Origin of the sequence: Faecalitalea cylindroides ATCC 27803, assembly GCF_000469305.1 — a bacterium.
Lineage (GTDB): Bacteria > Bacillota_I > Bacilli_A > Erysipelotrichales > Erysipelotrichaceae > Faecalitalea > Faecalitalea cylindroides.
This window is the reverse complement of sequence record NZ_KI270964.1, coordinates 36945-56743: the sequence shown is the minus strand read 5'-3', so window position 1 is coordinate 56743 and position 19799 is coordinate 36945. Positions and strand designations below refer to the sequence as shown.

Here is a 19799-nt window from a genome sequence, read left to right as displayed (position 1 = left end):
AATGGTGGAGGAGTAACGGAAAGGAAGGACTATTATGTCAATTGTATCAATGAGAAAAATGTTAGAGAATGGTGTACATTTCGGACATCAGACTCGCCGTTGGAACCCTAAGATGAAACCATACATCTACACAAGCCGTAACGGGGTTTACATCGTGGATCTGAACAAAACTCAGGCTCAGATCGAAGCAGCTTACCAGGAATTAAAACGTATTAGCGAAGAAGGCGGAAAAGTATTATTCGTTGGAACTAAAAAACAGGCTGCAGACACTATCGAAGAACAGGCTTTACGTTCAGGATCATTCTACGTTAACAAACGTTGGTTAGGTGGTTTATTAACAAACTTCCGTACGATCCAGAAACGTGTTAAACGTCTAGTTGAAATTGAAGAAATGGAAGCTAGCGGAAAAATCGAAGTATATACTAAAAAAGAACAAGCTAACTTGCGTAAAGAAAAAGCTAAACTTGAATCAAGTTTAGGTGGTATCAAAGAAATGAAGAAACTTCCAGATGCTATCGTTGTAGTTGACCCTAAAGAAGAACACAACGCAATCGCGGAAGCTAAAAAACTTGGTATCCCAGTATTCGCAATGTTGGATACAAACTGTGACCCAGATGATGCAGATTATCCAATCGCTTCTAACGATGATGCAAATCGTTCAGTTAAATTAGTTATCACATTGTTGGCTGATGCTATCGTTGATGCTAAGAGCGGATTGTTAGAACTTGCTTATTTGGATGAAACAGAAGATGACGTAACAATGGAAGACGTTATCAAAAATGTTGAACAGCAGATTGCTGAAAATGAAAGACGTCGTCGTCAGCGTAATGAAGAACGTCGTAAACGTAACTTCGAACGTAAAAACCGTCGTTTCAACAAACCTGCAAAAGAAGAAGAAAAACCAGCTGAAAAACCAGCTGAATAAAAAAATCATAGGAGGAAAAGAAAATGATTACTGCATCTCAAGTTAAAGAATTACGTGAAAAAACTGGTGCGGGGATGATGGACTGTAAAAAAGCTTTGACTGAATGTGACGGAGACATGGCAAAAGCTGTTGACTGGCTTCGTGAAAAAGGTATCAGCAAGGCTGCTAAAAAAGAAGGTCGTATCGCTGCTGAAGGTTTAACTCGTGTTGCAACAAAAGGAAATACAGGTATCTTGTTTGAAGTTAACTCTGAAACAGACTTTGTTGCGAAAAACGAACAATTTTTACATTTATTAGATGTAATCCAGAATGCTATTTTGGATACTAAGGCTGCTGACGTAGATGCAGTTCTTACAACATCTACTCCAGAAGGAACAATCGCTGATTTGATCACAAATGCTACAGCGACAATCGGAGAAAAAATCACTTTCCGTCGTGTTTCTGTAGTTGAAAAAGCAGATGATGAATTCTTCGGAAGCTATATGCACATGGGTGGAAAAATTTCTGCACTTGCTGTATTAAAAGGTGAAACAAACGAAACTGTTGCTAAAAATATCGCAATGCAGGTTGCTTCTATGGCTCCTACTTATGTATCTCAGAGTGATATTCCAGGTGATGTAGTTGAACATGAACGTGAACTACAGTTGCAGATGATGAAAGCTGATCCTAAGATGGCTGGAAAACCAGAAAAAGTTCTTCAGGGTATCTTAAAAGGAAAAGTTGACAAACACTTCAAAGATCAGTGCTTATTAGATCAGGAATTCTTCTTGGATCCTAAGATGAAAGTTGCTAATTTCTTAAAAGACAACAAAGTTGAACTAGTATCTTTCGTACGTTACCAAACTGGTGAAGGTATTGAAAAACGCGAAGAAAACTTTGCTGAAGAAGTAATGTCACAAATCAAGGGTTAATCATAACCCTTTTTTTATTGAGTCAATCTTTTTTTCAGATAAAAGATAGTGTATAATCTTAATGATGAAATCTTCAAAGGAGTACAAAATAATATGTATAAGAGAGTGTTATTAAAATTGAGTGGTGAGGCTTTATCTGGCAATGGACAGCCTTTTGATCCAGAGGTTTTAAAATCTTTGGCGGCAGAATTAAAAGATGTTCATGAGCTTGGTGTCGATCTTGCAATCGTTGTTGGTGGAGGTAACTTCATTCGTGGCAAGATGATGGCTGAAATGGGGATGAATCGAGCTCAGGCAGATTACATGGGTATGCTAGGAACAGTAATCAACGCTTTAGCTGTTCAAAATGCTTTAGAGCAGGCTGGTGTTCCTACTCGTGTGCAAACAGCTGTTGAAATGCAAAAGGTTGCAGAACCATTTATCTTACGTCGTGCTATTCGTCATTTGGAAAAAGGACGTATTGTTATTTTTGGTGCCGGAACTGGTTCACCATATTTCAGCACAGACACAACGGCTGCATTACGAGCAAGTGAAATTGATGCCGATGTGATCTTAATGGCAAAGAATGGTGTCGATGGTGTATATGACAGTGACCCTAAGAAAAATCCAGAAGCTAAAAAGTTCAACTCTTTACATTATATGGATGTTTTAAACAAAGGACTTCAAGTAATGGACTCTACAGCTATTAGCATGTGTATGGATAATGATATCGATCTTGTTGTCTTCAACATGAACGAAAAAGGCAACATCTTAAAAGCTGTTAAGCAGGAAGTTACAGGAACATTGATTTCAAAATAATTTTAGAACAGGAGATTTAAAATGAGTGATAATTTAATTAAAGCTGAAGAAAGAATGTTAAAGGCTATTGAAAACTTAGAAAGTAATTTAAAAACGATTCGTACAGGACGTGCAAGTTCACAAATCTTAGAACGTGTTCAAGTTGACTATTATGGATCTATGATGCCAATTAATCAGTTATCTTCTATTCAAGTTGTAGAAGGAACACAATTGGTCGTAAAACCTTATGATCGCAGTATTATCAAATCTGTAGGGCATGCGATTCAGGCGGCAAATCTTGGATTAAATCCACAGGTAGAAGCGGATGTTATTCGTATTCTAGTTCCTCAATTAACACAAGAGCGTCGTGAACAGTTGGCAAAAGATGCACAGAAATATGGTGAAGAAGCTAAAGTTGCGATTCGTAACATTCGCCGTGATGCTAACGACGCTACAAAGAAAAATAAAGAATTAACGGAAGATGATCGTAAGGCTGAATTGGAAGATTCACAGAAATTAACTGACGATTATATCAAACAAGTTGAACAAATCGTAAATGAAAAGAAAAAAGAAATCTTGAATGTCTAAACCCAATCTTGATTGGGTTTTTTTAAGAAGGGAGCTTTTTAGATGAACGACAATATTCCTCAAACTATTGCAATCATTATGGATGGCAATGGAAGATGGGCAAAACAAAGAGGATTGCCAAGAACAGCAGGTCATAAACAAGGTGCGGATACGATTCGAACTGTGGCTTTGGCGGCAAATGAATTAGGTGTAAAAAAACTGATCCTATATGCTTTTTCGACGGAAAACTGGAAACGTCCGGAAGATGAAGTCGGATATTTATGTAAATTACCAGGCCTGTTCTTTAATAAATATATCAGGGAACTAATGGAAAAAAATATTCGCGTTACTTTTGCCGGTGAGTTAGAAAGATTCCCTTCAGATACACAAAAAGTGATAAATCGTGCTGTGAATGATACATCACATAATACTGGATTAGAACTTTGTCTTGCAATCAACTATGGTTCAAGAAGAGAAATATTGTTAGGCATACAAAAATATGCGGATGAAGTAAAAAATGGAAGAAAAAATGATCTAACAGAGGAAGATTTTAGTCAATATTTATTCGTTCCAGAAGATATAGATTTAATGATTCGTACAAGTGGTGAAGTTAGGATCTCAAATTTCTTATTATGGCAACTTGCATATTCGGAATTGATCTTTACACCTGTTGCCTGGCCAGACTTCAATAAAGAAGAGTTGGTCAAGTGCATTGAAGAATTTAAGCACAGGGATCGTAGATTTGGAGGGTTGACAAAATGAAGACTCGAGTAATGACTGCATTAGCCATCATCTTGGTTGTCGCCTTGCCAGTTGCCTTTGGAGGCTGGTTGCTTGAGCTATTGGCTCTATTCATCTTGTTGTCAACGGCTTTTGAATGGATGCATGTTCGACGTGATTTTAATTCATGGCCGGTATATGTATACCCACTTACGGTTGTCTTAGTGATCTTAACACGCTTTATCCCTGAACATTATACATATATTATTTATGCTTTAGGGGTGTGTTTCTTCTTTGCCCTTCCGGTATTTGTTGAGAATTTTTCGTTGCCGGATAGCTATTACTGCTTAACGTATTTTATCTTATTTTCTTTGATCTATCATGCTATTGGATACTTGGTGGCTGAGCATATGTATCTTTGGACCATTGTATTTGCAACATATGGTTCTGATACAGGTGCTTGGTTTGTTGGAAGCTATTTTGGCAAGCATAAGATGAACCCAAGAATTTCTCCAAAGAAGAGCTGGGAAGGCTTTTTTGGTGGAATTGTTTTTGGATTTCTGTTAAGCTTAATAGTAAGTTTCCTATATGCGGATTCATTGAATGGTTATTTAAATACATTATTATGCTGTCTATGTCCAGTTGTAGCGGAATTAGGAGACTTGTGTTTTAGCGCAATTAAGCGAAGCAATAAAGTAAAAGACTTTTCAAATCTACTTCCAGGTCATGGAGGTGTATTGGATCGAGTCGATTCTTTGATGATGAATATTTTATTGTTTGGAATCTTACATGTATTGTTGATCGTATAAGGAGTTGATGAAATGAGTATACTCGGTATCATTGCATTTATCGTATTATTGAGTGTAATTATAGTAGTGCATGAACTGGGACATATGCTTGTCGCAAAACATTTTGGTGTTTACTGTCATGAGTTTTCTCTGGGAATGGGTCCTGTACTTTATCAGAAGAAAGGGAAAGAGACTACGTATTCCATTCGTGCTATCCCTTTTGGAGGCTATGTGTTAATGGCAGGAGAAGAAGACGGATCACAAGATGATGAAACAGAATGGTTAAAAGAAGTTCCTGAAAATCGTAAATTAATTTCTAAACCAACATATCAGAAAGTTCTGGTTATGTTGGCTGGTGTTATAATGAACTTTTTATTGGCTTGGGTCATTTTTATTGGCATCTCATTGGCAAATGGATATCGACAATCGGATCCGTTACCAGTTGTATATGAAGTAATCGAGAATTCGCCAGCAAGTGAGGCAGGCTTGCAAAAAGATGATAAAATTATAAGCGCTAGAGCCGATGGTGAAGAAATCAAACCAGAAACACAGTATGACTTGTTAAAATTCGTACAGTTGCATCACGATACATTGGAAATAACCGTTTCACGTGATGGGCAGGAATTTGAGACGACGATTACACCGGAATATGATAAAGAATCGCAAGGGTATACTTTGGGCTATATTGTTGCAGCCTATTTAGAACCAATTCCTTGGTACATGTCTTTTGTGGAAGGTACGAAGGATCTATGGGATTCAACTGTTGAAATTTACCAATCTCTTGGGCTTCTGTTATCTGGACAAGCTTTAGATCAATTATCTGGGCCAGTGGGAATTTTGAATGTTACTGCTAGAACAGCTGAGCTGGGATTAAATGCATATCTTTCTTTGGTCGGCTTGATTTCAGTGAATGTTGGTATCTTTAACTTGATTCCTATACCAGCACTGGATGGTGGTCGAGTATTGGTCTTGTTGATTGAAAAGATACTTAGACGAAAGATCAATACAGCTTTGGTTGAGAATGTTATTATGATTAGTTTTGTTCTTTTACTAGGATTGATGATCTTTGCAACATACAATGATATTTTAAGATTAGTAGGTATGTAATTATGCCTACTTTTTTTTACTTGTTGTGATAAAATACTTATATGGCAAAAATAAACAGAAAGAAACAAAGAAGAAATCTATTAATATTATTATGTGCTTTTCTATTGATCTTAGGTGTGTTTGTAAAGGTAGTATTTATGATTGTGGATACTTTATTTGTAAGTGAACAAAAAGTTGGGGAGAAGCAGGAATCAAAAAAGGAAAATAAATTATCCAAAGAAGATTACACAAAATATGTAGTCGATGAATTAGGGGATGTTCCAGTTATGATGTATCATGGCATCCATAATATACCGAGTAATGAAACAGGTTATGTTGGCGGAAATGTAGATGTAGACGGATATCAAAGAACAGCCGAAGCTTTTCGTCAAGATTTACAATTCTATTATGATAATGGCTATCGTATGATACGACTCAATGACTATATAAATGGAAATATAGATGTAGAAGCAGGTAAAAGTCCTATCTGTCTTACTTTTGATGATGGATTAGAAAACAATATTTTGGTCACAGGAACGGATAAAGAAGGAAATATTAATATAGATCCCAATTGTGCGGTCGGAATCTTAGAAAGTTTCAAAAAGAAATATCCTGACTTTAATGTAACCGCTACATTTTTTGTAAATGGAGGTCTATTTAGACAACCTGAATATAATGAACAGATTATAAAATGGTTAGTTGAAAATGGATATGATGTGGGCAATCATACTTATTCACATGTTGATTTTACTACGACAGATGGGCAGATAGCACAGCAGGAAGTTGGAAGTGTTTATGCTATGTTGGACGAAATCATTCCTGGACAATATGTGAATATCGTTGCTTTACCTTTTGGTTCACCATATAGTTATGATCACGAAATGATACCATATATTCAAAGTGGACTATATAAAGGCAAACAATATACAACTCAATCGATGTTACAGGTAGCTTGGGAGGCGGATTATTCTCCTTATAGTAATCAATTTAATCCAGCTTTTATTAAACGTATCCGAGCTTATGATAATAATGGTCAAGATTTTGATATAGAAATGAATTTTACTACATTGGAAACAACGAAGTATATATCTGATGGTGATCCTAATACAATTGTGATTCCAGCTAATAAACAGGATATGCTAGGGAATGTATACGATAAAAATGTTATCACGTATTAAACTAAGGAGGCTTGTTTATGACTTTTTCAAATTTAGGATTGAAACATAATCTATTCTATGCTAGAATAAACAAGCACTTAGGGGCATCGTCCAATGGTTAAGATAGCGGTCTCCAAAACCGTTGATGTGGGTTCGACTCCTACTGCCCCTGCCAGTAGTAATTATGACGAAATGTTACAAGATAACACTTCGTCTTTTTTTATTTCAAATGAATTAAAGCTTTTGTAACAAAATGGAACAAATTGTAAATACATGAGAGAAAATTGGTCTATAAATTGACTTATAAAAACTTATTATTTATAATCTAGGTGTTGTGTTTCTAGACACATTTAAAGGAGGCTCATATGTCTAGCCAAGTAGTAGTTGGAACCCAATGGGGCGATGAGGGTAAAGGAAAAATCGTCGATGTATTAGCAGAAAAAGCAGATATGATTGTCCGTTTCCAAGGTGGAGATAACGCAGGTCATACGGTTATCGTAAACGGCAAGAAGTATGTGTTGCATCTATTGCCAAGTGGCGTTCTTCATGAAGAAGCAACTTGTGTAATTGGACCAGGTGTTGTTTGTAACCCATTTGTTCTATTAGAAGAGATGCAGCATCTTGAAGAAGGTGGATTAAAGTGTGATCATATCGTAATCAGCGATAGAGCACAAATGTTAATGCCATATCATCGTTATCAAGATCAACTTGAAGAAGAGGCTGCCAACAGTAAGATTGGAACGACTAAACGAGGAATTGGTCCTTGTTATGCAGATAAGTATGCACGTCGTGGAATTCGTTTCCATGAATTTATTAATTTTGAAACATTTAAAGTGCGTTTAAAAGAGTGTTTAGATTTTAAAAATAAGTTATTTACTGCGGTATATGGTGCAGAGCCTATGGATTATGATTCAATGGTTGCTGACTTTGAAAAAATTCATGATCGCATCGTACCAATGATCAAAGAAACGACAAGCTTGGTCAATAAAGCTCTTGATGAAGATAAAACAGTTTTATTCGAGGGAGCACAGGCTTGTATGTTGGATATCAATTATGGAACATATCCATTTGTAACTTCCAGTTCACCAACCAGTGCAGGTGTAACGACCGGAGCAGGTGTAGCACCAAGTCGTTTACAAACGATTGTCGGTGTTGTTAAAGCTTATTCAACACGTGTTGGAGAAGGTCCATTTGTAACTGAATTATTAGATGAACAGGGAGCTTGGATCCGTGAACATGGTTTTGAATTTGGAGCAACAACAGGACGTCCTCGTCGCTGTGGATGGTTAGATCTATTGGTTGTAAAACATGCTGCCATGTTAAATGGTTTAACAGATATCGTATTGACAAAAATTGATGTTCTTTCGGGTTTGGATACGCTGAAAGTTTGCACTGGATATGAAATTGATGGAAAAGTCTATGATTATATTCCAAGTGATCAGGCAGATGTTGCGAAAGCGAAACCTGTTTATAAAGAATTTAAAGGTTGGAAGGAAGACATTTCTAAGATGTCTAGTGTTGACGAACTTCCAAAAGAATGTCTGGATTACATTAAATTTATTGAAGAATTCACAAATGTTCGAGTTTCTATGATTTCTGTGGGACCGGATCGTGTGAATAATATTTATGTTCATGATATAAAATAATTCATTTAGGAGCGTAAAGCTCCTTTTTGATTTTAGAGATAGAAAGGAACGTTATATGAAGGTCTTTTTAACAGGCTCTAAACAAATTGGAAAAAGTACATTGATCCAAAAATTCATTCAGGAAAATCAAGTGCCTTGCAGTGGATATATTACATTACCATATTTTGAAAACGGTGAAAGAATAGGGTTTTATCTTCATTCTTTAGTCAGTCTAGAACGCAATGATATTCTATTTTCACATGGTAAACAGGTTGTTAAAGGTGTGTTTGATGATTTTGGTGTTGAAATCTTAGAACATTCTAATTCAGGTTTATTGATACTAGATGAAATTGGATTCCTGGAAAGAGATGAAAGAAAATATCTAGATGTATTGATAAAGAAAATCAAAGAATATCCTAATGTGCTGGGGGTATGTAGAAAAATCGATATATCTTATATCGAAGAAATCAAGCACCTTCCTGAAGTGATCGTATATGATTTAGACCATTGTGATTTTGAAGAAGTAAAGAAATCAATCGAAGCATTATGGTCAATGAAGAAGTAGAAATACTTCTTTTCTTTTTTACTATAATTATATATACTGATTATAGCGTTTATCTCAAGTGAGAGTAACGAGGTGATATTTTTGAAATATGATATTAAGGTGCGCATTGGACAAAAGGAAGCCAGCTTTGGAAAAGGTGTAATTGAGTTGATGGAAGGCGTCGAGAGAACCGGTTCGCTTTCGGCCGCTTACAAAGCTATGAACATGTCGAGTTCAAAAGCTTGGAAAATTATCCAAAGGGCTCAACAAGATCTTGGAATTGTCTTATTTGAAAGTAAAAGCGGAGGTGCTGATGGAGGGCATACTATTATTACGGCTCAAGGCAAAGAACTAATGCGAAAATATCGATCCATGATGTTGGAAATAGAAAGACAAGCTGAAATATCGTTTCAAAAATATTTTACAGAATAGGAAGGGACAGTTTATGAAAAAATTACTAAGTGCTGGTCTATGTTTAAGTATGTTTTTATTGGCTGGCTGCCAGGGACAACCACAGGATACGACATTGACCATTACAGATCAGGCAGGTCGTGAAGTTACATTTGAAGAACCTTGTCAAACGGCCGCAAGTGGCTATTACATCACAACAACGATCATGATTGGCTTGCAGCAGCAGGATAAGTTGACTGGAATTGAAATGAAACCAGAGACTCGTCCAATTTATGCCAAGGCTGCAGAAGAGATTTTAGATTTACCTCAATTAGGAAATAAAAAGATGTTCAATGTTGAAGAATGTGCCAAGGCAGATCCAGATGTTGTTTTCTTACCAGTCAGTCTTGAAAGTTATGTTGAAGAATTAGAAGCTTTAGATATTCCAGTTGTACTTTTAGAACCGGAAACAGCGGATGATTTTGAAGAAGCTGTTGAAATTATTGGTAAAGTAATGGGATGCGAAGATAAAGTCGATGAATATAAACAGTATGAAGAAGATTTATTAGAAAAATATGAACTTGATGAAGTTGAGGAAGAACCAACTGTTTATTTTGCAGGATCTGATCTATTAACTTGTGCAACAGATGATATGTATCAAGGAGAAATCTTATCTTATGCACAGGCAGATAATGCGATTGATGCTGAAGGAAGCAGCTGGGTAAATATCGATATCGAAACATTGTTGGCAGCAAATCCAGATTATGTATTTATTGAAGCAGGTTCTTTAAGTGCAGATGATTTTAAAAATGATGCAAGAGTACAGGAACTTCAAGCCGTACAAAATGATCATGTTTATGTATTCCCTAGTACGCTTGAAACATGGGATACACCATCACTTTCAAGTTGTTTAGGTAAATTATGGGCTGCATCAATTTTACATCCTGAGCTGGTTTCTATGGATGATGTTGAAGCAGAAGCTGTTGCCTTCTATGAACAATTCTATGGCTTTACGCCTGAGGCACAGGATCTGGCATTATAATGAAAAATGCGAAGACGTGGTTGCTGATCTTGTGTATAAGCATATTCGTATCTTTGTTTCTAGGACGTTATGGTCTTAGTATCAACGAGACATTTTCAGCACTTTGTTTTCAAGGAGATAAAATTGCGAACAGCCTATTATACAATATACGTTTACCACGTATTCTCTTAGTTTGTCTTTGCGGTGGAGCCTTATCAATAGCAGGAATGGTTTTTCAGACGATATTTAAAAACAGTTTAGCTAGTCCTGATATCATTGGAACAACCAGTGGTTGTTCGCTTGGTGCGATTTTAGGAATTCTATTTTTGAATGATGTGTTAATGATTGAACTTTCTAGCTTTATAGGGGGGTTGTTAAGTTTGTTTCTGGTATATTTTTTAACACGACGTTCAAAAGGCAATGAAATTGTGAATTTATTAATTTCGGGTATTATCGTACAGGCTATTTTTACATCACTGATCATGGCTTTTAAAATCGTAGCCGATCCTTATCAACAACTTCCTAGTATTGAATATTGGCTAATGGGAGGATTTGCCGACGCCAGCTGGTCAAATTTATTGATATGTTTTGTACTTATCTTAATCAGTGTATTTATTTTGTATCGGTTGCGTTGGTCAATACAGATCATAGGCTTTGGACAAGAGGCAAATACACTGGGGGTCGATGTAAAGAAGATAAGAAATAGAGCTTTGATTTTTTCAATCTTATTAGTTTCCAGTGTTGTTTCCGTTGCCGGACCAGTTAGCTGGGTAGGCTTGTTAGTGCCACATATGATTCGCTTGTGGACCAATCAGCCCATTTCAAAAAATTATGTACTGACATTTTTGGTTGGAGCTGTTTTTGTGTTATGGTGTGATAATATTGCTCGATGTTTATTTACGATTGAACTTCCTATCAGCATCGTTACAAGTTTTTTTGGAGCACTTTATCTTGCGATCATTTTCAGAAGAGGGAAAAAGGTCATATGATTCGATTAGAGAATATACGTTATCATTCAATCTTGTCTAATATTGATCTACATCTTGAAAAAGGTAAGATCGTGATGTTACTAGGAGAAAATGGTTGTGGAAAGACAACGTTGATCAAATGTTTGTTGCAGCTGATACCTTATGATGGAAAAGTTTATTTTCAAGATCGTTTGATCAATGATCTAGATAAAAGATCTTTGGCAGAAATTTTTAGCTACGTACCACAAATCAAAACTCTGGTCGATCATATTTCGGTCTTAGAGTTTGTGGTTGCCGGAAGGACACGGTTTTTACCCAGTTATCAAACACCATCCGATAAGGATTATGATATAGCTTTAAACGCTTTGAAAGAATTTGGATTAAAACATTTAAAGAATCGTTCTATGTTTGAGATCAGCGGTGGAGAACTCCAGTTATGCTATGTTGCCAGATCGATCGTTCAAGAGGCAAATATCTTGGTCATGGATGAACCTTGCACGTTCTTGGATTATGAAAAACAATATCGGTTTATGGAACGAATCAAAACATTAAGATCAGATGATAAGATGATTCTTATCAGTATACATGATCCCAATTTAGCCATTCGATATGCCGATGAAATCGTGTTTATGAAAGATGGAAAGATCTTTGATACACTTGAAAAAAAAGATTTTGAGTTCATTGAAAAGTTCTGTGAAATTTATAATCAACTCTTCTCAAATCATTTTGCGTATGATAAAAATTCAAATTTAATTTATTGGAAATTTGAGGATAGATAAGTGTTAATCAACATGTAGTCTTGTGACTGCATGTTTTTTTCATATGATTTTATTCAATTATACAGGTATAAATGATATCATTAAAATATGGTATGATCGACATAGGAGGATAATATGTTAAAAATTCAAAAATATACATGTGCTCAATCTCTTGATGAAGCATATGCTGCTTTGATGAAGAATCCTAAAAACTGTATCATTGGTGGAATGATCTGGTTGAAAATGGAAGATAAAGTCGTGCCTGAGGCCATTGATCTTTCAAGTTTAGGTCTTGATCAAATCGAAGAAAAAGAAGATTGTTTCAAAATCGGAGCTATGGTTACTTTAAGAGAATTAGAGTTACATGAACAATTAAATAAGGCAACGGGGAATGTAATTCATGATGCCCTTAAAGATATTGTAGGTGTGCAGTTGCGAAACTTGGCAACGATTGGCGGAAGTGTTTTTTCTCGCTTTGGCTTTTCCGATGTCCTTTGTGCTTTGATGTGTCTTGATGCGAGTGTACATCTATATCATGCAGGTGAAATGAGCATTCAGGAGTTTTCTAAATCAAATATTCAAAGGGATATCATTACACATATAACGATCAAGAAGAATGATTGGAAGAGTGCTTTTGTGTGTTTAAGACGATCCGCAACAGATATTTCTGTGTTGAATGTGGCGGTGTCTAAATCAAATCAATATCATATTTGTGTAGGAGCAAGACCGGGTGTAGCGACTCGCTATGATGTTGAAATTGATGATATTGATAAAGTAGCTTCTATGATCCAGGATAAGGTTATTTGTGGATCCAATATGCGCGGATCTAAAGAGTATCGCAGTCATCTGGTCAAAGTATTGACAGCGCGTGCATTAAGAAAGGTGGAATCACAGGATGCAGGTACAAATTAAGGTAAATGGGAAATTGATCAAAGATGATGTTTCTTGTGATCTATTATTGATTGATTTTTTAAGAAATCACGGATGTTACAGTGTTAAAAGAGGGTGTGAAACCAGCAACTGCGGTTTATGCACCGTTTGGATGGATGAAAAACCGGTTTTATCTTGTAGTATCTTGGCTGCACGAGCTAATAATCATTCAATTATGACTTTGGAAGGTTTGCAGGAAGAGGCCAAAGTATTCGCAGATTTTATGGCAAATGAAGGAGCTGAGCAGTGTGGCTTTTGTTCACCAGGCTTGATCATGAATGTATTGGCAATGGAAAAAGAGTTAAAGAATCCAAGTGAGGAAGAAATTAAGAATTATTTGGCAGGAAATTTATGCCGTTGTACTGGTTATATGGCACAGATGCGTGCGATTACCAAGTATTTGAATCGAGGTGTCTAGGATGAAATCAATTGGAAAACCTATTGTGAAAAAGGATGCCTATGCCTTGTTGAGCGGGCAACCGGTTTATACCGATGATCTTGCGACAAAAGACTGTTTGATCGTAAAGCTTTTACGTTCCCCTCATGCGTATGCAAGGATCAAGAACATTAATACCGATATTGCGAAAAAAGTTCCCGGCATTGCAGCTATCTATACATATAAAGATGTTCCGGATATTCGTTTTACCCTGGCTGGTCAATCATATCCAGAACCAAGTCCTTATGATCGAAGAATCTTAGATGAAGTAGTTCGATATGTAGGAGATGAAGTAGCTATTGTTGCCGGTGAGAATGAAGATTGTGTGGATAAAGCTCTAAAACTAATCAAAGTGGATTATGAGATCAAAGAGCCTGTTTTAGACTTTAGAAAAGCTTTGGATAACCCAATCAAAGTTCATGAAGAAGACAACTTTAGAACACTTTGTGATGTGGGAACGGATCAAAAACGTAATCTTTGTGCCCATGGTGAAAGTGTATATGGAGATGTTGAAGATGTCTTGAAGAATAGCGCAGTAGTTTTGGAAAGAACATATCATACAAAAGCCAATGCCCAGGCGATGATGGAAACTTTTAGAGCATTCTCCTATATCGATACATATGGTCGTTTGAATGTCGTAAGTTCAACACAGATTCCATTCCATGTTCGACGCATTCTTTCAAATGCTTTAGATATTCCTAAATCTAAGATTCGTGTGATCAAGCCAAGAATTGGTGGCGGTTTTGGTGCCAAGCAAACAGCATGCTGTGAAATTTTTAATGCCTTTGTAACCTGGAAATTAAAAAGACCGGCTAAAGTGATTTATACACGTAATGAGACATTTATGGCCTCTAATTCTCGTCATGAGATGCAGATGAAGGTTCGTTTGGGAGCAACCAAAGATGGTATCATTCAGGCAATCGATCTTTATACATTATCCAATACAGGAGCTTATGGAGAACATGGTCCTACGACGGTTGGGCTTTCCGGACATAAGTCTTTACCGATTTATAATCATTGTTTAGCAAGTCGTTTTGTATATGATGTTGTGTATACCAATACGATGCAGGCAGGCGCTTATCGTGGATATGGTGCAACGCAGGGTTTGTTTGCGGTTGAATCGATCGTGAATGAATTAGCTGATGAATTGCATATGGATCCAGCTGAGTTGCGTTTAAAAAATGTTGTCCATGAAGGAGAAACACTCCCTCAATATTACAATGAATATCTTAACAGCTGTACTCTTGATCAATGTATTGAAAAGGCAATGGAAATGATCGACTGGAAAAATAAACCTCTAGTTAGAGATATGGGTGATTTTACACGTGGTCTAGGAATTGCATGTTCTATGCAGGGATCAAGTATCTCAAATGTCGATCTAGCCAGTGTAGAAGTTAAGCTGCAGGATGATGGTTTCTATACTCTATCTATAGGTGCGACGGACATGGGTACTGGTTGTGATACGATCCTGGCACAGATCATGGCTGAATGTATGGATTGTGATATTGATCAAATCATTACCAATGGCGTAGATACAGATACTTCGCCTTATGATTCAGGTTCATACGCTTCCAGCACGACATATTTAACAGGTACTGCGGTTGTAAAAGCCTGTGAAGAATTAAAAGGCAAGATCGTGCAAATGGCGGCAGAACTTATGCAGATAGAAGCAGATCATATTACTTTTGATGGATCGAAAATTGTTTCTGTTCAAGATGGCAAAGAGATGGAACTTAAAGATTTTGCGCACACTTGTTTTGCCGGAGGAAAGGGACGTAATTTGATTGCGACAGGTTCACATGTTTCTAAAACTTCACCACCTCCATTCATGGTCGGAATTGCGGAAGTGGATGTAGATAAAGAAACAGGAGCTGTTTCTGTACATGATTATGTCAGCGTAGTGGATTGTGGAACAATCATAAATTCCAACTTAGTAAGAGTTCAGGCTGAGGGTGGAATTGCCCAGGGAATCGGAATGGCACTTTTTGAAGATATCAAGTATTCAGATAAAGGAAAGATGATCAATAATTCTTTCTTCCAATATAAGATTCCTACGCGTTTGGATGTAGGGACGATTCGTGTAGATTTTATTCCTAGCTATGAGGATAATGGCCCATTTGGTGCAAAATCCATTGGGGAAGTTGTCATCAATACACCATCTCCAGCCATTGCCTCTGCCGTAAGACATGCTACAGGTTTCCAGGTGAGAACACTTCCAATTACACCTGAAAAAGTTTTATTTAAAAAAGATGAAGATTGATCTTTGTGTATTGGCTGCAGGGAATGCCAGACGGTTTTGCGGAAATAAGCTTCTTTGTGAGTTTAAAGGTAAACCATTGATCCGACATCTTTTAGATAAAATTGATCCAATTTTATTTTCGCATGTATATGTAGTGACACAGTATGATCAAATTGCAGATATCGCAAGAGAATATGGCTTTGAGATCATTATGAATGATGCACCTGATCTTGGGATTGGTTACTCAATAAAGTTAGCGAGTATGCAATGTCAAAGTGATGCGATCATGTTTGTGGTATCGGATCAGCCTTTTCTAAAGGAAGATACGATCAAAAAGATGGTTGAGCTTGCCAACCATGAAGATATCATTGCCTTAGAATACGATCATATTTTCTATAATCCGATGATCTTTCCAGCCAAATATTTGGATGATCTAAAGCATTTACAAAATCACAGAGGTGCAAAACAGCTGATCAAAGGAAAATCAATTGTTTCTGTACCTTGTGATGCCTTGGAAATCGTAGATATTGATACACGGGAAGATTTAAATATATTAATGTAAAGACAGGAGGTATTTAGTGCATAAAAAATATTTCTTTTTTGATATTGATGGAACATTGACAAATCGTGAAACCAAAGAAGTTGTTCCTTCTGCTAGAGTGGCTTTGAAAAAATTAAAAGAGGCAGGTCATTTTGTTGCTATTGCCACAGGAAGGGCACATTATAAGGCTGTTGGTTTTATGCATGATATTAAATTAAGCGATATGGTGTGTGCTGGTGGTGGTGCTCTGGTTATTGATGATCAGCTCATTCACAATATTCCTCTTGATCTAGATAAGGCAAAGGGTGTGATCAAACAGGCAGAAGAACTTGGCTATGGCGTATTGTTGATGCTTGATGATTCCATTGATGTATACTCCAAGAATGATTTGTTTAGAGAACAGTGTGGTCCACGAAAAGAACCAACCAATTATATCATTGATCCAGCTTTGGATTATGATGCCTTACAAGCAATCTATAAAATATATATTTCGATCCCAAAAGAAAAAGAAGATGAACTAACGTTAAAAGATACATTAGGTCACCTTCGCTTTGTCGAAGAGTATTTGATGTTTCAATATGATGAAAAGAAGCAGGGAATCCTAGATATGATGAAGATCTTAAAAGGCAATCTAGAAGATGTTGTCGTGTTTGGAGATGACTACAATGACATGGTCATGTTTGATCCACGATGGACAAGCATCGCTATGGGAAATGCCTGCAAAGAATTAAAAGAAAAGGCATCCTATGTGACGGATGCCAATGTAGAGGACGGAATTTATAAAGCCTGCCAGAAATTTGGTTGGTTTAAAGATGTGCAAGACGAATGACTTGTACATCTTTTTTAATATGGCTCTTTTTTATCTGTCCTGTTGAGTAGATAATCAACGCTTGTATTATAGTATTCAGCAAGTTTTACTAATTGTTCAAGGGGAATCGCTCTATCATCGTTTTCATACCTTGAATAGGTTCTTTGAGTAACATTTAGATACTTAGCGATATCGGCTTGAGTCAAATCGTTGTCTTCTCTAAGGTCTCTTATCCTTTTCAATTTCATAAATATCCCCTAATTCATTATATATGGTTGAAAATAAATTTTTGAAAATTAGGTCAAATTGGACTGAAAACTGTACGATTTGACGTCAAATGATAGAGGTTTCATGAAGCATGCTTAAGTGTATATAGGCATATCGAGCAGGCTGTTGCAACATTTAAAGATTCAAAAGTGTCCATTTCGATCTTGATGCTCATATCGCAAATGTTCAAGATATCTTGTCGAATTCCTTTTCCTTCATTTCCCAAAACCAGACCATAAGGCAATTTAGGCTTTACGTCCTGTAAATTTTTGTATGGTTCATGAAGGCTTGTAGCATAAATGGTCGTGTTTTCGATCTGCAAAAAACGGATGGTATCGTATAGATCTGTGTTCATGGTTCCAATATGGAATATAGCGCCTTGACTTGATTGTAGAGTTTTAGGGTTATAGATGTCTGCACAATCTTTGGATAGATATACATAGTCTACTCCAAATGCATAAGCACTTCTTAAGATTGTTCCAACATTGCCGGGATCTTGAATGCCATCCAATAATAAAACAACATCAAATTTCTCGGGTTGAATATCAGGTTTTGTACAAACTCCAATTATTTTGGCATTGGAATTCTGCGATGAAAGCTTGTTGATGACCTGCTGGGAACAAAAAATAGGTTCAAGATCAGTGAAATTATCTTCGCCTTCCAGCAGATAGATTTCTTTTAGGCAGTTTGCAGACATGGCTTCTTCGATCATATGATGACCTTCTACAAGGAATAATCCGCTTCTATCTCTTTCTTTTTTTTGTAACAGTTTAGCGTGCTCTTTGATTTGTTTGTTCTGTGTTGATTCAATATATTTCATGAAATCATTGTACCATGAATTGCCATAGATTTGTATTGGGCTTTTTTATGGTTATACACTTAAAAAAAATCAAAATTAGTGTATAATATTATCGTGTACCCTTTTATCTAAATTTGAGGGATATGTAAAGGAGAAAAAACAGTGAACGAAAAAACATTTAATGATGTTGTTGCTCATATGAAGAGCACAGGATTTGTCTATCAGGGTTCTGAGATCTATGGTGGTCTTGCGAACACTTGGGATTTTGGCCCTTTGGGAATCGAACTGAAGAATAATATAAAAAATGCCTGGTGGAAACGATTCATTCAGGAAGATCCAAACAATGTTGGACTTCAAAGCGCTATTTTAATGAATCCAAATGTTTGGGTAGCCAGCGGACATGTTGGTGGATTTAGTGATCCATTGATGGATTGTAAAGAATGTAAATCACGTTTTAGAGCAGATCAGTTAATTGAAGAGGCAACGAATCATGAAGTGAACTGTTCAAAAATGACAAATGAAGAGATGGAGGATTACATTGCCAACCATGATATCGTATGTCCAAAATGTGGGGCAAAGAATTTTACCGGTATCCGTCAATTTAACTTGATGTTTAAAACATTCCAGGGCGTTTTAGAAGATGCTAAGAGCACGATTTATCTGCGTCCTGAAACAGCGCAGGGTATCTTTGTAAATTTTAAAAATGTACAGAGAACGATGCGTAAGAAACTTCCATTTGGTATTGGTCAGATTGGTAAGAGTTTCCGTAATGAAATTACACCAGGAAACTTTATTTTCCGTACTCGTGAATTCGAACAGATGGAACTTGAATTTTTCTGTAAACCAGGAACCGATCTTGAATGGTTTGAATATTACTGCAATGCGTGTGTGCAATTCTTAAAAGATCTAGGTTTAAGCGAAGAAAACATTCGTTTACGTGCTCATGATCCAGAGGAGCTGGCACATTATTCAAATGGTACGAGTGATATTGAATACAATTTCTCAGAACCAATTGGCTGGGGTGAGTTATGGGGTATTGCCGATCGTACGGATTTTGACTTAAAAGCTCACCAGACTACCAGCAAGCAGTCATTGGAGTATTTTGATCAGGAAACAGATTCTAAATATGTTCCATATGTTATTGAACCTAGTGTTGGTGTTGAACGTTTGATCTTGGCGGTTATGTGTGAAGCTTATGAGATGCAGCAACTTGAAAATGATGAACGTTTGGTTCTTCATTTACATCCTTATCTGGCACCTTATAAGGTAGCTGTGCTTCCATTATCTAAAAAATTAAATGATCAGGCTTCCAAGGTCTTCAGTGATCTTGCTTCTGAATTTACATGTACTTATGATGATGCTCAAAGTATTGGAAAACGTTATCGTCGTCAGGATTCTATCGGAACGCCATTCTGCGTTACGGTTGATTTTGAAACCGAAAAAGATAACTGTGTAACAGTACGCGATCGCGATACGATGGAACAAGAACGCGTAGCCTTAAGTGAGTTAAAAGATTATATTGAACAAAGAATCAAATTTTAA

22 protein-coding genes and 1 tRNA gene are annotated in these 19799 nt (G+C 36.6%); 21 read left to right on the top strand and 2 right to left on the bottom strand.

The genetic code is table 11. The features are described 5' to 3' along the window. Window positions 1–34: 34 nt before the first annotated feature. From rpsB to HMPREF0367_RS01315, 20 genes are all read left to right on the top strand, one after another. Entirely contained in the window at window positions 35–925 is an 891-nt protein-coding gene (gene rpsB, locus HMPREF0367_RS01410; RefSeq protein ID WP_022355823.1) for a 30S ribosomal protein S2, read from the top strand. Window positions 926–948: 23 nt separating this feature from the next. Then, window positions 949–1836, top strand: a complete 888-nt coding sequence (gene tsf, locus HMPREF0367_RS01405) for a translation elongation factor Ts (RefSeq protein ID WP_022355822.1) — start codon at window positions 949–951, stop codon at window positions 1834–1836. A gap of 93 nt (window positions 1837–1929) precedes the next feature. Further along, window positions 1930–2634: a UMP kinase gene (pyrH, locus tag HMPREF0367_RS01400; protein WP_015535338.1), complete on the top strand. Its 705-nt coding sequence runs from the start codon at window positions 1930–1932 to the stop codon at window positions 2632–2634. 21 nt (window positions 2635–2655) lie between these two features. Further along, the gene (frr, locus tag HMPREF0367_RS01395) at window positions 2656–3201 is read left to right on the top strand and encodes a ribosome recycling factor (protein WP_015535337.1); all 546 of its coding nucleotides are present in this window, start codon (window positions 2656–2658) and stop codon (window positions 3199–3201) included. A 42-nt stretch (window positions 3202–3243) separates the two neighbouring features. Beyond that, a complete protein-coding gene (uppS, locus tag HMPREF0367_RS01390; protein ID WP_035400410.1) occupies window positions 3244–3942 on the top strand; it encodes an undecaprenyl pyrophosphate synthase in 699 nt (232 codons plus the stop codon). Next, a complete protein-coding gene (locus tag HMPREF0367_RS01385) occupies window positions 3939–4709 on the top strand; it encodes a phosphatidate cytidylyltransferase (protein WP_015535335.1) in 771 nt (256 codons plus the stop codon). The genes uppS and HMPREF0367_RS01385 overlap by 4 nt, the downstream gene beginning before the upstream one ends. Window positions 4710–4721: 12 nt before the next feature. Then, window positions 4722–5795, top strand: a complete 1074-nt coding sequence (rseP, locus tag HMPREF0367_RS01380; RefSeq protein WP_035400408.1) for an RIP metalloprotease RseP — start codon at window positions 4722–4724, stop codon at window positions 5793–5795. A gap of 41 nt (window positions 5796–5836) precedes the next feature. Then, window positions 5837–6952, top strand: coding sequence for a polysaccharide deacetylase family protein (locus HMPREF0367_RS01375; protein WP_081683603.1), 1116 nt, complete (start codon window positions 5837–5839; stop codon window positions 6950–6952). A 79-nt stretch (window positions 6953–7031) separates the two neighbouring features. Continuing rightward, window positions 7032–7106, top strand: a tRNA-Trp gene (locus HMPREF0367_RS01370). A 190-nt stretch (window positions 7107–7296) separates the two neighbouring features. Continuing rightward, a complete protein-coding gene (locus HMPREF0367_RS01365) occupies window positions 7297–8577 on the top strand; it encodes an adenylosuccinate synthase (protein WP_035400405.1) in 1281 nt (426 codons plus the stop codon). Between the two features lie 55 nt (window positions 8578–8632). Beyond that, the gene (locus HMPREF0367_RS01360) at window positions 8633–9121 is read left to right on the top strand and encodes a nucleoside-triphosphatase (protein WP_022356250.1); all 489 of its coding nucleotides are present in this window, start codon (window positions 8633–8635) and stop codon (window positions 9119–9121) included. Window positions 9122–9193: 72 nt separating this feature from the next. After that, a complete protein-coding gene (locus tag HMPREF0367_RS01355) occupies window positions 9194–9532 on the top strand; it encodes a winged helix-turn-helix domain-containing protein (RefSeq protein ID WP_248660656.1) in 339 nt (112 codons plus the stop codon). Between the two features lie 13 nt (window positions 9533–9545). After that, complete coding sequence (locus HMPREF0367_RS01350; protein WP_035400400.1) at window positions 9546–10532, top strand: ABC transporter substrate-binding protein; 987 nt, start codon at window positions 9546–9548, stop codon at window positions 10530–10532. Further along, window positions 10532–11500, top strand: coding sequence for a FecCD family ABC transporter permease (locus tag HMPREF0367_RS01345; protein WP_035400398.1), 969 nt, complete (start codon window positions 10532–10534; stop codon window positions 11498–11500). Before HMPREF0367_RS01350 ends, HMPREF0367_RS01345 begins: the two co-directional genes overlap by 1 nt. Then, the gene (locus HMPREF0367_RS01340; RefSeq protein WP_035400397.1) at window positions 11497–12258 is read left to right on the top strand and encodes an ABC transporter ATP-binding protein; all 762 of its coding nucleotides are present in this window, start codon (window positions 11497–11499) and stop codon (window positions 12256–12258) included. Before HMPREF0367_RS01345 ends, HMPREF0367_RS01340 begins: the two co-directional genes overlap by 4 nt. A 114-nt stretch (window positions 12259–12372) precedes the next feature. After that, window positions 12373–13149 carry an FAD binding domain-containing protein gene (locus HMPREF0367_RS01335; RefSeq protein ID WP_022356245.1) on the top strand — a complete coding sequence of 259 codons (777 nt, stop codon included), beginning with the start codon at window positions 12373–12375 and terminating at the stop codon, window positions 13147–13149. After that, a complete protein-coding gene (locus tag HMPREF0367_RS01330) occupies window positions 13133–13585 on the top strand; it encodes a (2Fe-2S)-binding protein (protein ID WP_035400395.1) in 453 nt (150 codons plus the stop codon). Before HMPREF0367_RS01335 ends, HMPREF0367_RS01330 begins: the two co-directional genes overlap by 17 nt. 1 nt (window position 13586) lies before the next feature. Then, the gene (locus HMPREF0367_RS01325) at window positions 13587–15863 is read left to right on the top strand and encodes a xanthine dehydrogenase family protein molybdopterin-binding subunit (RefSeq protein WP_035400393.1); all 2277 of its coding nucleotides are present in this window, start codon (window positions 13587–13589) and stop codon (window positions 15861–15863) included. Continuing rightward, entirely contained in the window at window positions 15853–16404 is a 552-nt protein-coding gene (locus tag HMPREF0367_RS01320) for a nucleotidyltransferase family protein (protein ID WP_035400390.1), read from the top strand. Before HMPREF0367_RS01325 ends, HMPREF0367_RS01320 begins: the two co-directional genes overlap by 11 nt. Before the next feature lie 16 nt (window positions 16405–16420). Next, a complete protein-coding gene (locus HMPREF0367_RS01315; protein WP_035400389.1) occupies window positions 16421–17212 on the top strand; it encodes an HAD-IIB family hydrolase in 792 nt (263 codons plus the stop codon). Between the two features lie 14 nt (window positions 17213–17226). Here the strand turns inward: HMPREF0367_RS01315 and HMPREF0367_RS01310 are convergent, their stop codons facing one another. Together HMPREF0367_RS01310 and HMPREF0367_RS01305 are read right to left on the bottom strand one after the other, a co-directional pair. Next, a complete protein-coding gene (locus HMPREF0367_RS01310; protein WP_015535323.1) occupies window positions 17227–17439 on the bottom strand; it encodes a helix-turn-helix domain-containing protein in 213 nt (70 codons plus the stop codon). A 101-nt stretch (window positions 17440–17540) separates the two neighbouring features. After that, window positions 17541–18278, bottom strand: a complete 738-nt coding sequence (locus HMPREF0367_RS01305) for a TrmH family RNA methyltransferase (protein ID WP_035400385.1) — start codon at window positions 18276–18278, stop codon at window positions 17541–17543. A gap of 141 nt (window positions 18279–18419) precedes the next feature. Here HMPREF0367_RS01305 and HMPREF0367_RS01300 point away from each other — a divergent pair, with 141 nt between their 5' ends. Beyond that, on the top strand, window positions 18420–19799 hold the full coding sequence (locus HMPREF0367_RS01300; RefSeq protein ID WP_035400383.1) for a glycine--tRNA ligase: 1380 nt from the start codon (window positions 18420–18422) through the stop codon (window positions 19797–19799).

What these genes read in the sequence shown, in the direction of transcription:
- HMPREF0367_RS01325 (WP_035400393.1), top strand. Translation starts at nt 13,587, where the DNA reads ATGAAATCAATTGGAAAACCTATTGTGAAAAAGGATGCCTATGCCTTG.
- HMPREF0367_RS01330 (WP_035400395.1), top strand. Translation starts at nt 13,133, where the DNA reads ATGCAGGTACAAATTAAGGTAAATGGGAAATTGATCAAAGATGATGTT.
- tsf (WP_022355822.1), top strand. Translation starts at nt 949, where the DNA reads ATGATTACTGCATCTCAAGTTAAAGAATTACGTGAAAAAACTGGTGCG.
- HMPREF0367_RS01350 (WP_035400400.1), top strand. Translation starts at nt 9,546, where the DNA reads ATGAAAAAATTACTAAGTGCTGGTCTATGTTTAAGTATGTTTTTATTG.
- HMPREF0367_RS01310 (WP_015535323.1), bottom strand. Translation starts at nt 17,439, where the DNA reads ATGAAATTGAAAAGGATAAGAGACCTTAGAGAAGACAACGATTTGACT.
- pyrH (WP_015535338.1), top strand. Translation starts at nt 1,930, where the DNA reads ATGTATAAGAGAGTGTTATTAAAATTGAGTGGTGAGGCTTTATCTGGC.
- rseP (WP_035400408.1), top strand. Translation starts at nt 4,722, where the DNA reads ATGAGTATACTCGGTATCATTGCATTTATCGTATTATTGAGTGTAATT.
- HMPREF0367_RS01305 (WP_035400385.1), bottom strand. Translation starts at nt 18,278, where the DNA reads ATGAAATATATTGAATCAACACAGAACAAACAAATCAAAGAGCACGCT.
- frr (WP_015535337.1), top strand. Translation starts at nt 2,656, where the DNA reads ATGAGTGATAATTTAATTAAAGCTGAAGAAAGAATGTTAAAGGCTATT.
- rpsB (WP_022355823.1), top strand. Translation starts at nt 35, where the DNA reads ATGTCAATTGTATCAATGAGAAAAATGTTAGAGAATGGTGTACATTTC.
- uppS (WP_035400410.1), top strand. Translation starts at nt 3,244, where the DNA reads ATGAACGACAATATTCCTCAAACTATTGCAATCATTATGGATGGCAAT.
- HMPREF0367_RS01365 (WP_035400405.1), top strand. Translation starts at nt 7,297, where the DNA reads ATGTCTAGCCAAGTAGTAGTTGGAACCCAATGGGGCGATGAGGGTAAA.
- HMPREF0367_RS01335 (WP_022356245.1), top strand. Translation starts at nt 12,373, where the DNA reads ATGTTAAAAATTCAAAAATATACATGTGCTCAATCTCTTGATGAAGCA.
- HMPREF0367_RS01375 (WP_081683603.1), top strand. Translation starts at nt 5,837, where the DNA reads ATGGCAAAAATAAACAGAAAGAAACAAAGAAGAAATCTATTAATATTA.
- HMPREF0367_RS01345 (WP_035400398.1), top strand. Translation starts at nt 10,532, where the DNA reads ATGAAAAATGCGAAGACGTGGTTGCTGATCTTGTGTATAAGCATATTC.
- HMPREF0367_RS01340 (WP_035400397.1), top strand. Translation starts at nt 11,497, where the DNA reads ATGATTCGATTAGAGAATATACGTTATCATTCAATCTTGTCTAATATT.
- HMPREF0367_RS01320 (WP_035400390.1), top strand. Translation starts at nt 15,853, where the DNA reads ATGAAGATTGATCTTTGTGTATTGGCTGCAGGGAATGCCAGACGGTTT.
- HMPREF0367_RS01360 (WP_022356250.1), top strand. Translation starts at nt 8,633, where the DNA reads ATGAAGGTCTTTTTAACAGGCTCTAAACAAATTGGAAAAAGTACATTG.
- HMPREF0367_RS01385 (WP_015535335.1), top strand. Translation starts at nt 3,939, where the DNA reads ATGAAGACTCGAGTAATGACTGCATTAGCCATCATCTTGGTTGTCGCC.